The sequence below is a fragment of the Streptomyces sp. P9-2B-2 genome (genome assembly GCF_030406865.1).
GTDB classification, from domain to species: Bacteria; Actinomycetota; Actinomycetes; order Streptomycetales; family Streptomycetaceae; genus Streptomyces; species Streptomyces platensis.
In genome coordinates, this window is the sequence record NZ_CP129126.1 from 1,320,576 (window position 1) to 1,334,870 (window position 14,295).

General features: G+C 70.4%; 12 protein-coding genes and 1 riboswitch. Of the genes, 4 read left to right on the forward strand and 8 right to left on the reverse strand.

The annotated features are described in order from the left end of the window. Positions 1–10 precede the first annotated feature (10 nt). A complete protein-coding gene (locus QT196_RS05580) occupies positions 11–838 on the reverse strand; it encodes a CPBP family intramembrane glutamic endopeptidase (protein WP_266734553.1) in 828 nt (275 codons plus the stop codon). Positions 839–1,010: 172 nt separating this feature from the next. Between QT196_RS05580 and QT196_RS05585 the strand changes: the two genes are divergently transcribed. Further along, positions 1,011–2,798, forward strand: coding sequence for a substrate-binding domain-containing protein (locus QT196_RS05585; protein ID WP_168477896.1), 1,788 nt, complete (start codon positions 1,011–1,013; stop codon positions 2,796–2,798). Positions 2,799–2,813: 15 nt separating this feature from the next. Here QT196_RS05585 and QT196_RS05590 read toward each other — a convergent pair whose 3' ends face one another. Then, entirely contained in the window at positions 2,814–4,367 is a 1,554-nt protein-coding gene (locus tag QT196_RS05590; protein ID WP_290354471.1) for a glutamate-cysteine ligase family protein, read from the reverse strand. Positions 4,368–4,955: 588 nt separating this feature from the next. Here QT196_RS05590 and QT196_RS05595 point away from each other — a divergent pair. Both QT196_RS05595 and QT196_RS05600 read left to right on the forward strand, forming a co-directional pair. Then, complete coding sequence (locus QT196_RS05595) at positions 4,956–5,543, forward strand: hypothetical protein (protein ID WP_290354472.1); 588 nt, start codon at positions 4,956–4,958, stop codon at positions 5,541–5,543. A 343-nt stretch (positions 5,544–5,886) separates the two neighbouring features. Continuing rightward, positions 5,887–6,081, forward strand: coding sequence for a DUF5999 family protein (locus QT196_RS05600; protein WP_042152060.1), 195 nt, complete (start codon positions 5,887–5,889; stop codon positions 6,079–6,081). A gap of 69 nt (positions 6,082–6,150) precedes the next feature. Here QT196_RS05600 and gcvP read toward each other — a convergent pair whose 3' ends face one another. Then, positions 6,151–9,036: an aminomethyl-transferring glycine dehydrogenase gene (gcvP, locus tag QT196_RS05605; protein WP_168477899.1), complete on the reverse strand. Its 2,886-nt coding sequence runs from the start codon at positions 9,034–9,036 to the stop codon at positions 6,151–6,153. Between the two features lie 185 nt (positions 9,037–9,221). Beyond that, positions 9,222–9,318: riboswitch (glycine riboswitch) on the reverse strand. A gap of 114 nt (positions 9,319–9,432) precedes the next feature. Here gcvP and QT196_RS05610 point away from each other — a divergent pair. Then, complete coding sequence (locus tag QT196_RS05610; RefSeq protein WP_026170300.1) at positions 9,433–9,816, forward strand: PRC-barrel domain-containing protein; 384 nt, start codon at positions 9,433–9,435, stop codon at positions 9,814–9,816. On the opposite strand, the gene QT196_RS05615 is transcribed toward QT196_RS05610, so the two are convergent. From QT196_RS05615 to QT196_RS05635, 5 genes are all read right to left on the reverse strand, one after another. After that, positions 9,726–11,180 (reverse strand): DNA polymerase IV, encoded by a 1,455-nt coding sequence (locus QT196_RS05615; protein ID WP_168477900.1) that lies wholly within the window; start codon positions 11,178–11,180, stop codon positions 9,726–9,728. The genes QT196_RS05610 and QT196_RS05615 overlap by 91 nt on opposite strands. 66 nt (positions 11,181–11,246) lie before the next feature. After that, on the reverse strand, positions 11,247–11,852 hold the full coding sequence (locus QT196_RS05620; RefSeq protein ID WP_290354473.1) for a MerR family transcriptional regulator: 606 nt from the start codon (positions 11,850–11,852) through the stop codon (positions 11,247–11,249). Between the two features lie 187 nt (positions 11,853–12,039). Continuing rightward, positions 12,040–12,513 (reverse strand): bifunctional nuclease family protein, encoded by a 474-nt coding sequence (locus QT196_RS05625; protein ID WP_006606439.1) that lies wholly within the window; start codon positions 12,511–12,513, stop codon positions 12,040–12,042. 56 nt (positions 12,514–12,569) lie between these two features. Then, a complete protein-coding gene (locus tag QT196_RS05630; protein ID WP_168477901.1) occupies positions 12,570–13,316 on the reverse strand; it encodes a MerR family transcriptional regulator in 747 nt (248 codons plus the stop codon). A gap of 17 nt (positions 13,317–13,333) precedes the next feature. Further along, positions 13,334–14,182, reverse strand: a complete 849-nt coding sequence (locus QT196_RS05635; RefSeq protein ID WP_168477902.1) for an FHA domain-containing protein — start codon at positions 14,180–14,182, stop codon at positions 13,334–13,336. Between the last annotated feature and the right edge of the window lie 113 nt (positions 14,183–14,295).

The following is a 14,295-nucleotide window of genomic DNA, read 5'->3' on the forward strand; positions in this document are numbered from 1 at the left end:
CGCCGCCTCCTCACGGTGTCGGCAGCCCCAACCACCCGGCGAACAGCGCATAGCCGACGAACGCCACGATGTCGATCAGCGCATGGGCGGCGACCAGCGGCCCGACCCGCCCCCACCGCCGGTAGAGCAGGACGAAGAGCACGCCCATCACCATGTTGCCGACGAAGCCACCGATGCCCTGGTAGAGGTGGTAGGAGCCGCGCAGCACCGAGCTGGCCGCGAGCGCCGCGAACGGTGACCAGCCCAATTGCCCCAGCCTGCGCAGCAGATACCCGACGACGATGACCTCCTCCAGGACGGCGTTCTGCACCGCGGAGGCGATCAGCACCGGGATCTTCCACCACACCGACGGCAGCGCCTCGGGGACCACCGTCAGATTGAATCCGGCCGCCCGCGAGCCCAGGTACAGCAGCAGACCGCTGCCGCCGATGACGACCGCCAGGGCGAGCCCGCGGCTCAGGTCGAAGCCGGGCCGCCGCCGGTCGAAACCGATCGCCCGCAGGCCGCCGGCCCGTTCCCGCAGCAACAGATGCGCCACCAGCACCACGGGCACCAGCGCGCTCGCGATACCGAACAGCTGCCAGGCGAGATCCAGCCAGGGCCGCCCGGGCGCATGGGAGCCATTGAGCGTCGCCGCCTGATCCTTGAGACCGCCGGGCTTGGTCACCGAACCGATGAAGCTGATCAGTGCCGACACCCCGCTGGCCCCCAGGGAAAGGGCCAGCACGATCCATGTCTCGCTCCGCAGAATGCTGCGGGACGGCTCCCCGAGGAGCCCGTCACCAGGCCCTTGACCTGGAACGTCCGCATCGGCCACGGGACTTGTATCCGACTGCACACTTCCTCCGCTTCCGCATTTACCACCTCATCGCCACCACCGCACCGCTAGGGTCTCGGCAGCAGTTACGAAGATCGCGCACGACAGGCCGGGGACAGGCGCCATCCCGATGGCGCGTTTTCCCCTACCGGCGCATCCCGGTCGAGCTCCGAGAAGGAGAGGCGCTACCGCAATGGGACGACACAGCTTGCCCGACGGCTCCGCACCGGCGCGCACGGGGGCCCGCCGAGGTGCCCGTCCCCGCGCGCTCGTCCTCGCCACCGGCCTCGTGCTGACCGTCGCCGCCGGCACGGTCGTGGCGCTGGAGGGCGGTCTGCTCCCGTTCGGCGGGCCGTGCGGCGGCGAGGTGACCCGGCTCGATGTGGCCGCCTCGCCCGATGTCGCCCCGGCGGTCGAAGCGGTGGCCAAGACGGCGCGGGAGGATTCGGCGCGTACCGACGGCAGATGTCTGGACGTCAGGGTCACCTCGCGGTCCGCCCACGAGATCGCCGACGCCTTCGGACAGCGGCCGGTCGATCCCGAATTCCAGGTCTGGATACCGGATTCGAGCCTGTGGGTGGACCGCGTCGGCGCGGAGCGCGGCACCCCGCTGACCACCGCCGGGATCATCGCCTCGTCCCCGGTCGCGCTGGGCGCCGTCCCCCGGGCCGCCAAGTCGCTGGGCTGGCCGGAGAAGACCTACACCTGGACGGAACTGACCCGGGCCACGGCAGCCGGCGACGCGCTGCACCTGGGCATCGCCGACCCGTCCCGCAGCGCCACCGGCCTGCTCTCCCTGGCCCGCATCAGCGCCGCCAACACCAAGAAGGCACCGGATCGCGTCACGGCCGACACCCGCACCGCCGCCACCGCGCGGCTGCTCAACCAGCGCGCCGCGGACGGCGACGGGCAGGCCATGGCCACCCTGCCCCGCGACGCCTCCGGTGCCGAGCAGAGCAATCCGCGCCGCAACCAGGCGCTGCTGCTGTCCGAGCAGGCCGCCTTCGCGCACAACACACACGCGGACGGCGGGCCGGATCTGGACCTGCTCTACCCCGAGGGCGGCACGGCCCGGCTCGACTACCCCTACACGCTGGTCGACAACAGCGAGACGGACCCGGAACGCTCCCGCGCCGCCAACCGCTTCCTGACCCTGCTGAGCGAGCCCGCCGGACAGCGTGCGCTGCGCCGGATCGGCTTCCGCGCCCCCACCGGGGAGGCGGAACCGAAGGTGGTCAAAACGGCCGGCGGGCGCGACCCCCAGCCGTACTCCGCCGGGCCCGCCGAGCCGCCGACCGCGAAGGAACTCCAGGCCCTCATGGGCATGTGGACGATCACGGTGCAGAGCGCCCGACTCTCCACCGTCGTGGACGCCTCGGCATCCATGGGCGCCCCGGTCCCAGGACACAACGGCCGGTCCCGTATGGACCTCGCCAAGAACTCGCTCCTCCAGGCGCTGACCACGTTCACCTCCGAGGACGAGATCGGGCTGTGGAAGTTCGCCACCTCACTGCACGGCGACAAGGACTACGTGGAGCTCTCCCCCACCGAACGGCTCGGCGGCCGGGACAAGGACGGCAGCACCCACCGCGAAGCGCTCGCCGACGCCTTCGGCGCGCTGGCCCCGGAACCCCAGGGCGCCACCGGCCTGTACGACACCACGCTCGCCGCGTACCAGAAGGCCCGCTCGACCTATGCGAGCGGGAAGTTCAACGCGCTGGTCATCCTCACCGACGGCGCCAACGACGACGCCCACGGCATCGGCCTGGACGCCCTGGTGGGCGAGCTGAAGAAGCTCTCCGACCCGAAACGGCCGGTGCCGCTGATCGCCCTCGCGATCGGCCCGGAGGCCGACACCTCCGCCCTGAACCGCATCGTGGCACCGACCGGCGGCTCGACGCACCGGGTCAGCGACCCGTCGCAGATCCACCAGGTGATGCTCAAGGCCATCATGGCGGCGGGCAGCAACGTCCCCCGCTGATCCGAACGACACCCCCTACGCCCCTTCCGTCGCCGCCTGCCGTGCTCCCGGTACGGCCGGACGCCCGGCGACCGGCCAGGCGACCGGCCAGGTGTGCACCGGCGTCCCGGTGTGCATCAGCTCGCTGTAGCGCCGGGTCATCGCGGCGAGCGCGGCGTCCCGGTCCAGGCCCTGGCGCCGGGCGTGGTGGAAGGCCGCGGCCTGCCAAGACGCCCCGTTCGCCCGGCGCCGGCAGCGCTCGTCGATGATGCCGAGATAGTGGTCCCGGTCGGCCGGTTCCACCCCCCAGGCATCCAGCCCGCGGGCCGCCAGCGGCAGCAGCTCCTTGCGTACGAGTCGTACGGCCGAGATTTCGGCGGTACCTCCCGCCCGCCCGGGACGCGGCCACTCCAGGGCGGCCTCGATGCCGTACCGGCAGGCGGTGTCGAAGTTGCGGGCCGCGGCGGCGAACGGGAGCCGCGTCCACACGGGGCGCGGCTCCTCGGCCAGCGCCCGCACCAGGCCGTAGTAGAAGGCGGTGTTGGCGATGACGTCGGTGATGGTGGGGCCGGCCGGCAGCACCCGGTTCTCCACCCTGAGGTGGGCGACGCCGTCGGCGACCGCGTAGACGGGGCGGTTCCAGCGGTAGATCGTGCCGTTGTGCAGGACCAGTTCGGCCAGGTCGGGCACCCCGCCCTCATCGAGGATCCGCAGCGGCTCCTGCGCCCCGCACACCGGCAGCAGCGGCGGGAAGTACCGCACATTCTCCTCGAACAGGTCGTATGCGGAGTCGATCCAGCGCTCGCCGAACCAGGTGCGGGGGCGCACCCCCTGGGCTTGCAGCTCGGGCGAGCGGGTATCGGTGGCCTGCTGGAAGACCGGCGGCCGGGACTCCCGCCACAACTCACGGCCGAACAGGAACGGCGAGTTGGCGCCGACGGCGACCTGTACGGCGGCGATGGCCTGTGCCGCGTTCCAGACGGCGGCGAAGCGGCCCGGTGTCACCTGGAGATGCAGCTGGACCGACGTACAGGCGGCTTCCGGGGCGATCGAGGGCGAGCGGGAGACCAGGTGCTCGACACCGCGGATGTCCAGGGCGAAGTCCTCGCCGCGGGCGGCCCGCATCTGGTCGTTGAGCAGGACGTAGCGGTCGTTCTCGGAGAGGCTGGCAGCCGTGAGGTCGGTGGCGTGCAGCGTCGGCAGAATGCCGATCATCACGATCCTGGCGGCGACCTCCCGGGCCTTCCTTTCCGCATAGCCGAGTCCCGTACGGAGTTCCTCGGCAAGCTGGTCCAGCACCCGGCCGCTCAGGCGGTGCGGCAGGATGTTGACCTCAAGGTTGCACTGGGCGAGTTCGGTCTGGAAATCACCACTGGCGATGCGCTCCAGTACTTGAGTGTTCATCATGCGGGGCAGCCCGTCGGCGCCGGCAAGATTGAGTTCGATCTCCAGGCCCATGAGATTTCTGGGCCGGTCGAACCTCTTCTCCACCAGCAGCCTGTGCAATCCCTCAAGACAGTCGTGCAGCTTTCTTCGATAACGCTCCCGGTCCGCCAGGTCGATCCCGTCCGCGGCGACCTTCTCCCCCATCGAAGGGTCCCTCCTCGAGTGAACAGCCCGCGGCCACGGGCCGCTTGGGGCCGTCCCCGACACCGCCGGGGCTCGCGCTACGGTCGATGATGCCCCGGCAATCTGATCAATAACGCGGCGGGGGCATGCCGGTGCCGATAGGCTCGAAGTGATGCAGCGTCCGGCACTGCCCATAGGCATATCCGCGCGGCACTCGCCCGCGGCAATTCACTCGTGAGAAACAACGACGAGTTCCGGCCTACCGCACCGCCAAGGCAATACAAGGTGGCGTCCATAAAACGCCGCACAAAGCGGTGGAAAGCGCCTCGCGCAGCGGTCCGGATTTCACCTTGCCGGAAATCCACAAGGCCGGTAGCCGAAACAATTTCAGAACATACGTCGTATAAACTCCGGTGACGAGGCAGAGACTTGGCGCCCAGCGTCTCGGTGATCTCACCGACACCGGGCTCAGCGGCTGCCCCCGCCCGGCCGCCGCCCCGGCCGGCCACGCTCTGACCCGCCCGCAGACAGCGCCGTTTGCACCCGCCACGCTCCACCGTGTCTCCGAGCCACGCTGCACCGTGTCTCCGAAGTGAGAGGCGACCCACCATGCCGCTGCACCTCCCCCCTGCCCCCGCACCCGCCCTGCGCAGCGTTCTCGCCGCTCTCGGCTCGCCCACCGCGGTCGGTGACGCTCCGGTCTCCGCGCTGCGCGCCCATCAGGGTCCGCTCAGCCCCGACCACCCGCTGCCCGTCCATGTCTGGGACGACGTCAGCCGGGCCGGCGGCACCCCGCACACCCGACTGGCCGGATGGCGCTTCCTGGTCCGCGGCGGGGAGCGTGCCGTGGCGACCGCCGAGACGGTGCTCACCGCGGACGGCTGGACCTTCGGGCGCTTCTGCGGCGGCCCCTACGTCGCCGCGACCGAGCAGGCACTGGCACAGGCCGAGTCACTCGCCACGCCCTACCAGCCGCGGCTGCTGTCCGTCCCCGAGCTGTACATGCTCACGCTGTGGCTGCACCACGACCTCACCTCCGACGGCGCCCAGGGGCTTCCCGCGCCCGGCGACCTGCTCGTACCGCTGGCCCCCGCCCCGCCGGGTATCGCCGCACACCGTCCGCAGCGCATCGCCGATCTGCTCCCCCGGCTCACCCTGCGGCTCACGCCCGCCCCGCTCCTCGCCGAACCCGCCTGATCCACCGGCGTCGGCGCGGATTCCCGCGCCGCTTCCGGCGCCCGCCGCGCCGCCCGAGCGTGCCCCGCGACCCCGTCCGGTCACGGGGCGCTCTGTCGCGCTCACCCAGGCGGCCTAGTCCGCGGATACCACTCCCAACCCTCTTGGGGAGGAGTGCAATTGGGAGCAACCGCCCGCATGGGTGACGCGTCCCTACCGAGTGAGTACCGCTGCTGCGAAATCCCTGCGGAATCCCGTCCGTGGGGCAACACTGGGACCGACCGACAGAAACGGGGGAGCGGCCATGAACACCTCATCGAGCCGCACGACGACGTTCACCTCACCGCAGCGAAAGACAACTTCCATGTGTCAGCACCAACCGCCCTGCCCGTCCGCAGACTCCACCGACCGGGAGGCCGCACACCTTGTGGCGCACCATCCGGAGCAAGGCTGGAGCCTGCTCTGCAACGGCGTCCTGCTCTTCGAGGACACCGGTGAGCTGCTCCCCGACGGGCAGGTCATCGCCCCGCACCGCGCCCGGGTCATCGCCGCTGCCTGACCCGCAGCGCGCGCCACGTACCACAGGGCCCCCGGCAGATCTGCCGAGGGCCCTTGATGCTGCCGTGACTCAGTTGTCGTACTCGTCCAGCGGCGGGCACGAGCAGACCAGGTTACGGTCGCCGAAGGCACCGTCGATGCGGCGCACCGGCGGCCAGTACTTCTCCGCGGCGACGACACCGGCCGGGAAGACGGCCTCCTCACGGGAGTACGCGTGCGACCAGTCGCCGCCGAGCGCGCCCGCGGTGTGCGGGGCGTTGCGCAGCGGGTTGTCGTCCTTGTCCCACTCCCCCGAACCGACCTTCTCGATCTCCGCGCGGATGGCGATCATCGTGTCGCAGAACCGGTCCAGCTCGGCGAGGTCCTCGCTCTCGGTCGGCTCGATCATCAGCGTGCCGGCCACGGGGAACGACATCGTCGGCGCGTGGAAGCCGTAGTCGATCAGCCGCTTGGCCACATCGTCGATGCTCACGCCGGTCGCCTTGGTCAGCGGCCGGACATCGATGATGCACTCGTGCGCCACCAGTCCGCCGGGGCCCGTGTAGAGCACCGGGTAGTGCGGCTCCAGCCGCTTGGCGATGTAGTTGGCGCTGAGGACCGCCACCTGGGTGGCGCGCTTGAGGCCGTCGCCGCCCATCAGCCGTACGTACGCCCAGGAGATCGGCAGGATGCCCGCCGAGCCCCAGGGAGCGGCGGAGATCGGCCCCACGCCCGTCTCGGGGCCCGCGGCGGGCTGAAGCGGGTGGTTGGGCAGGTACGGCGCCAGGTGGGCGCGTACGCCGACCGGGCCGACACCGGGGCCACCGCCGCCGTGCGGGATGCAGAAGGTCTTGTGCAGGTTCAGATGCGAGACATCGCCGCCGAACTTTCCGGGCTCGGCGAGCCCGACCAGCGCGTTGAGGTTGGCACCGTCCACGTAGACCTGGCCGCCGGCCTCGTGCACCGCCGCGCAGATCTGGGTGATGTGCTCCTCGAACACGCCGTGCGTGGAGGGGTAGGTCACCATCAGGACCGCGAGCTCGTCCCGGTACTTCTCGATCTTGGCGTGCAGATCGTCGGTGTCGACCTCGCCGTCCTCACCGGTCTTGACGACGACGACCTTCATTCCGGCCATCACGGCGCTGGCGGCGTTGGTGCCGTGCGCCGAGGACGGGATCAGGCAGATCGTGCGCTGCTCGTCGCCATTGGCGCGGTGGTAGGCGCGGACGGCCAGCAGACCGGCCAGCTCGCCCTGCGATCCGGCGTTCGGCTGGATGGAGACCTTGTCGTAGCCGGTGACCGTGGCCAGCCGCTCCTCCAGCTCCTGGATCAGCGTGAGGTAACCCTGGGCCTGGTCGGCCGGCGCGAACGGGTGCAGCTGACCGAACGCAGGCCAGGTGACCGGCTCCATCTCGGTCGTGGCGTTCAGCTTCATCGTGCAGGAGCCGAGCGGGATCATGCCGCGGTCCAGCGCGTAGTCCTTGTCGGCGAGGGTGCGCAGGTAGCGCAGCATCGCGGTCTCGGAGCGGTACTCGTGGAAAACCGGGTGGGCGAGGTAGTCGTCGTGGCGCAGCAGTGCCTGCGGCAGCGCATCGGCGGCGGCCGCGTCCAGCTGCTCGACGTCGCCGGACACCCCGAAAGCGCCCCAGACGCCGGCCAGCTGCGCCCGCCCGGTGGTCTCGTCGCAGGCGATACCGACCAGGTCCGCGTCGATCTGCCAGAGGTTGACACCGGCCTCACGGGCAGCGGCGACGACCTCGGCGGCCCGGCCGGGCACCCGCGCGGTCAGCGTGTCGAAGTAGCTGCCGTGCGCGATCTCCACCCCGCCGGCCCGCAGGCCCTCGGCGAGGACCGCGGCGTAGCGGTGGGTGCGCCGGGCGATGGTCCGCAGGCCCTCGGGGCCGTGGTAGACCGCGTACATCCCGGCCATGACGGCGAGCAGCACCTGCGCGGTGCAGATGTTGCTGGTGGCCTTCTCCCGGCGGATGTGCTGCTCACGGGTCTGAAGCGCCAGGCGGTAGGCCTTGTTGCCGTCGGCGTCGACGGAGACGCCCACCAGACGGCCGGGGAGGCTGCGGGCGAACTGGTCACGGACGGCCATGAAGCCGGCGTGCGGTCCACCGAAGCCCATCGGAACGCCGAAGCGCTGGGTGGTGCCGACGGCGATGTCCGCGCCGAGCTCACCGGGCGAGGTGAGCAGCGTCAGGGCGAGCAGATCGGCGGCGACGGTGACGATCGCGCCCAGCTCGTGCGCCTGCTCGATGACGGCGCGGGGGTCCCGCACCGCGCCGGAGGCACCCGGGTACTGAAGCAGCACACCGAACACTCCGCGCTCGGCGATCTCGGCCGGAATGCCGTCGGACAGATCCGCGACCACGACCTCGACGCCGGTGGGCTCCGCACGGGTCTCGATCACGGCGATGGTCTGCGGCAGACAGTCGGCGTCGACCAGGAAGACGCCCTGCTTGACCTTGCCGACCCGGCGGGAGAGCGCCATCGCCTCGGCGGCGGCGGTGCCCTCGTCCAGCAGCGAAGCGCCGGAGGTGGGCAGTCCGGTCAGGTCGGCGACCATCGTCTGGAAGTTCAGCAGCGCTTCCAGGCGGCCCTGCGAGATCTCCGGCTGGTAGGGCGTGTACGCCGTGTACCAGGCCGGGTTCTCCATGACGTTGCGCAGGATCACCGGCGGGGTGAACGTGCCGTAGTAGCCGAGACCGATCATGGACGCCAGGACCTCGTTGCGCTCCGCCAGGCCCTTCAGCTCCTGGAGCACCTCGGCCTCGGTACGGGCCTGCGGCAGGCCGAGCGCCTCGGCGCTCTTGATCACATCGGGTACGGCGGTGGCGGTGAGCTCGTCCAGCGACCCGAATCCGATGTGCGCGAGCATCTTCGCCTGCGCCGCGTGGTCGGGACCGATGTGCCGGCGCTCGAAGGGGGTGCCGCGTTCCAGCTCGGTCAAGGAGATGCGATTGGTGGTCATCTGCGGGGGCCTCCTGGTCGGTACGACCTACGAGGGGCACCACGGCACGGGTGCCCGGACGGCCTCCCCCTCTGTCATTCAACCTGAGAGCTTCACCGGCCCGCACAAGGCGGCCCGGCTTTCACCGTCGGTGAGGGGGGTCTCGGCGCTGTGCTTCCGCGGCCCGCCCTGCTTTCCAGAGTGACCTCGTCCATGCGGTACGTGTGCCTGAGAGATTCCGGGGAGGATTTGCTCCTTCGGCGCCCTGGTCGCGAACGACAAGGACTCTCCCGCACGGGGTCTGCGGCCAATCGCCAGCCTACCAGCGTGGCTCTCGAAGGCTCCTTCGAGTGGCCGGGGCATGAAATGTGCCGTTTGGTAGTTGTCAGAGGGCAGTTGCGACCAATTGGAGGGGCCGTGCAAACCGATATCGATCCCCGAAGCCTGATCGGCCGCAAAGCGTTCGACCGTAATGGCGCGAAAATAGGGACCATCGACGAGGTCTACCTCGACGATGCGACGGGGGAACCGGAGTGGGCGGCCGTGCGCACCGGACTCTTCAGCCGGGATGCGTTCGTCCCCCTGGAGCCCAGCAAAATGGTCGGTGAGGGCCTGCACATCCCTTACGACCGCAAGCTGATCAAGGACGCACCCGACTTCGGCGTGGGCCGCCATCTCTCCCCTGAACAGGAACTTCAGCTCTATCACCACTACCGACTGGATATTTCTTCCCCGACCGACCCGGTGTCCCCCGGCTCCGGCGACAAGAACTTCGGCAAGATCGCCGGCTCGGACGACTGACCGCCGGCCGGCGCCCCGCCCACCAGCGGCAGGGGTTCCCCCGGCCGCAGCGCCGGGTCCTCGACAGCAAAGGTCCGCACCCTCCCCGGTGCGGACCATGGCGTTTCGAAGCGGACGGTCACCCTCCCCACCCCGCTCCCCTGCACCCAGCCCGCGCCGAACTCCTCGTGAACCACGTCCAGCCCCGGATACCAGCGCCGCGGCCGCTCCTCCTCGGCCTCGTGCGGCTCCCGCTCCCCGGCGGCCTGCTCCACCGCCGCCGCGGTCGCGGCCTCCGCCGCCTCCCGCTCCGTCGCCAGCTGCGCGAACAGATCCTCCTGTGTGAAGTCCGCCAGCCCGCTGACACCCACACCCAGCAGCCGCACCCCGCCGGTGGTGTCCACCGTCTCCAGCAGGCGCACAGCGGCCTCCCGTATCACCGCAGGGTCGTCGGTGGGCCCCCGGAGCGTCTCGGAACGCGTCAGCGTCGAGAAGTCGTAGTTACGCACCTTGATGACCACCGTGCGCCCTGAACGCCCGGCCGCCCGCAGCCGCTGTACGCACCGGTCCGCCAGCCGCAGCACCTCGTTCCGCACCCGCGTCCGGTCGGTCAGATCGACCTCGAAGGTGTCCTCGACGGAGATGGACTTCGCGTCCCGCTCGGCCACCACGGGCCGGTCGTCCCGCCCCAGCGCCATGGCATACAGCCCCGCGCCGTGTGCCCTGCCCAGCAGCCGCACCAGCTCGGCCTCACCGGCCTCCGCGGTCTCCGCGACGGTGTGGATCCCGGCCCGCCGCAGCGTCTCGGCCGTCGCGGGACCCACCCCGGGCAGCGTCCGCACCGTCATCGGGCCCAGCAGCTCCCGTTCGGTACCCGGCTCGATCACCACCAGCCCGTCCGGCTTGGCCGCCTCGGACGCGATCTTCGCCAGCAGCTTGGCCCCGGCCAGCCCCACCGAGCCGGTCAGCCCCGTCGCGGACCGGATATCCCGCCGCAGCTTCTCCCCCACGGCCCGTACCGCCGCCGTCTCGGCCGGCACCCCGCCCGCCTCCAGGTCGACGAACGCCTCGTCCAAGCTCAGCGGCTCCACCAGCGGCGACAGCGCATGCAGCAGCTCCATCACCGCGTCACTCACTTGGCGGTAGAGCGTGAAGCGAGGACTGAGATAGGCGGCGTTGGGACACAGCCGACGCGCCTGGGCCGTCGGCATCGCGGAACGGACCCCGAAGACCCGGGCTTCGTACGACGCCGTGGAGACCACACCACGCACGCCGACCCCGCCGACCACCACGGGCTTACCGCGCAGGCTCGGCTTGGCCGCCTGCTCGGCGGCCGCGAAGAACGCATCCATGTCCAGATGCAGAATCGTCGGGGCAGGTCTCACATCTCCGATGCTGCCCCATGCCACTGACAATCGGCCCGTTGCCGGGCCGCGCGCTCCGCCGGAGCCTCAGCCCGCCCGGTTGCGGCGCCGTGCCAGCTCGTCGTGCGGGTTCTTCCCGAGCAGCGTCTCGCCGGTGTCCACCCGCTCCCCGTGGAGCTGTGACAGCGCTCCCTCCACGTCCCGCCACACCACGCCCACGGCGATCCCGAAGACGCCCTGGCCGCCCTGGAGCAGGTCCACGACCTGGTCGGGCGAGGTGCACTCGTAGACCGTCGCACCATCGCTCATCAGCGTCATCCGCGTCAGATCCGCCAGCCCGCGCGAGCGCAGATGCTGAACGGCGGTGCGGATGTTCTGCAACGACACCCCGGTGTCCAGCAGCCGCTTGACGATCTTCAGGACCACGACGTCCCGGAAGCTGTAGAGCCGCTGGGTGCCGGAGCCATAGGCCGGCCGGATGCTCGGCTCCACCAGGCCCGTACGCGCCCAGTAGTCGAGCTGCCGGTAAGTGATGCCCGCTGCCGCACAGGCGGTCGGGCCGCGATAGCCGATGTTCTGCGCCTCGCAGTCCCCCGACACCGCCGCGGCCGGTGCCGGGGCAGGGTTCGCTGCTGCGCCCGAGTGGAGCGGCAACGCCCCTTCCGCCGCCATACCGTCGCCGGTGATTGCCACGCCGCCCTCCGTCCTCCACGTCCCGGACGGGACCTGCCACATCGACGGTATGCAGTCACTCGGGGTGCGTCAACGATCGCCGCGCTCGCCACGCCGAGTGATAATCACCCTACGAGTGGTTTCTCGTGACCTCGCACGGGGAAGGGCTGACTGTTTGGCCGGAAACAGGTGGTTCGCCTGGCCGATATCACTGGCTGTTGGTCCCGAAGTCCTCGGGCGAGATCTGGTCGAGGAACTCGCGGAACTTCTCCACCTCGTCCTCCTGCTCGTCCGGGATGGCGATTCCCGCGTCGTCCAGCACACCGTCGGTACCGAAGATCGGCGTTCCGGTGCGCAGGGCCAGCGCTATCGCGTCCGACGGACGCGCACTGACCTCGACCCCGCTCGCGAAGACAAGTTCGGCATAGAAAACCCCCTCGCGCAGATCCGTGATGCGGACCTGCGTCAGCTCCTGGCCCACCGCTTCGAGCACGTCCTTGAAGAGGTCATGCGTCAGCGGCCTGGCAGGGACCATGCCCTGCTGGGCGAAGGCAATGGCGGTGGCCTCCCCTGGCCCGATCCAAATGGGCAAGTATCGGTCGCCTCCCACCTCCCGCAGGAGCACGATCGGTTGGCTGGAAGGCATTTCCACCCGGACACCCACGACGTCGAGCTCGTTCACACAGCAACCCTAGGACGTGCCCGGCCGGTTTGGGTAGTCGGGCACTCGTTTGCTCGCTACAGCCGGACCCGCAGAGCGCTCTGCACCAAGGCCGCATGCAGCCGTACGGACAGCGTTGCCAGCTCCCTGGCGGTCGCTTCGGCGTGCGCCCTGGTCTGCGGGTTACGGTGCCGCCGAAGGGGTGCAACGACCTGCTCGACCAGGCCCGCCTCGCGCTCTGCCGCCGCCTTCACCGCACGCAGATGCCGCGGCTCCAGACCGAAACGGCCCAGGTCCGCGACAAGTTTGGCCACCGTGACGGCCTCGATGTCGTATCCGCCGTCGTCATGGGGGACGATGAGTCCGTACGACTCCCAGTCGGCGAGCGCCGCCTCGTCCACCTCCGCGGCGGCCAGCAGCTCGGCCCGGCCGATCCGGGCAGCCGTGGGGCGCTCCGCACCTGGCTCGTGCACGCCCTCGACCAGATCCCGGGAGGGTGCGGCCGGGGCCGGCAGCGGTACCTGCTCACCGCGCTCCAGGGCGTCCAGATGCTCCCGGATGACCTTCAGCGGCAGATAGTGGTCCCGCTGCATCCGCAGGACGGCGGCCAGCCGCTCGACGTCCGCCTGCGTGAATTTGCGGTATCCGGAAGGCGTGCGCTTCGGCTCGACCAGCCCCTCGGCCTCCAGGAAGCGAATCTTGGAGATGGTGACCTCGGGAAACTCCCCGCGCAGCAGGGTGAGCACCGTACCGATGCTCACTGGCTTGCCGTCCGAGGAGGCGGCACCGGCAGAGCCGGCGCCGCCTTTCGGTGTATCGCGCATATGCCTTCCCCGGCCGGTCAGATACCGGCGCCTCGCTGGCTCGCGTAGAAGACCAGGCGGAACTTGCCGATCTGGACCTCGTCGCCGGTGGCGAGGGAAACGGAGTCGATCCGCTCACGGTTGACGTAGGTGCCGTTCAGGCTGCCGACGTCGGCGACCGTGAAGAGACCGTCCGGGCCGCGACGGAATTCCACATGACGGCGCGAGACCGTCACATCGTCGAGGAAGATGTCGCCCTGCGGATGCCGGCCCGCCGTGGTCAGCTCGCTGTCCAGGAGAAAGCGGCTGCCCGCATTCGGCCCCCGGCGGACGACCAGCAGCGCCGACCCCAACGGGAGAGCGTCCACGGCCGCCTGGGCCTCAGGGGACAGCGACGGCGCCAGATTCTGGCCCGTGGTCTCCGAGTCGTAGGCCTCCAGCCCCGAAATGGAGATGGTCGACGTCGTCTCCGACGCCCGCTCGGGCTGGACCCCCGCACGCAGCGGCGCACCACAGTTGGAGCAGAACCGGCTCGCCTCGGCGTTCTGGTTCCCACACCTCGTACAAACCGGCAAGGCGGACCCTCCACCCGTGTGTGCGGCTGATGGTTCCTGGGAACCTATGCGGCCGGCACCGGAGGGGTCAACAGAACCCGCGCCGTACCCCCCGGACGGACCGCTGACCTCATCACGGAAGAGCGGACGGCCCTCGGCCGCACCACTCTCGTCGGGCTGGCGCGGGGCGGCATGCCGCGCGGAGCCGCTGCCGTCCTCCTGGCGTGCGCTCTTGCCGAACAGCTTTCCAAACAACTTCACGGGCGATTCCCCTTGAACGAAATAGACCCGCCCGTGGGGCAGGACGAACCCTCGATGCACACACCGGCCCATCCGGACATCCTGTGAACGTCCGTGGCCTTCAAACAGTTTCCACCACACACCACACGCACGGTGCGTCGACCCCCCGCTACCTCATGCCCTTCCCGGGCACTCGACATACGTGC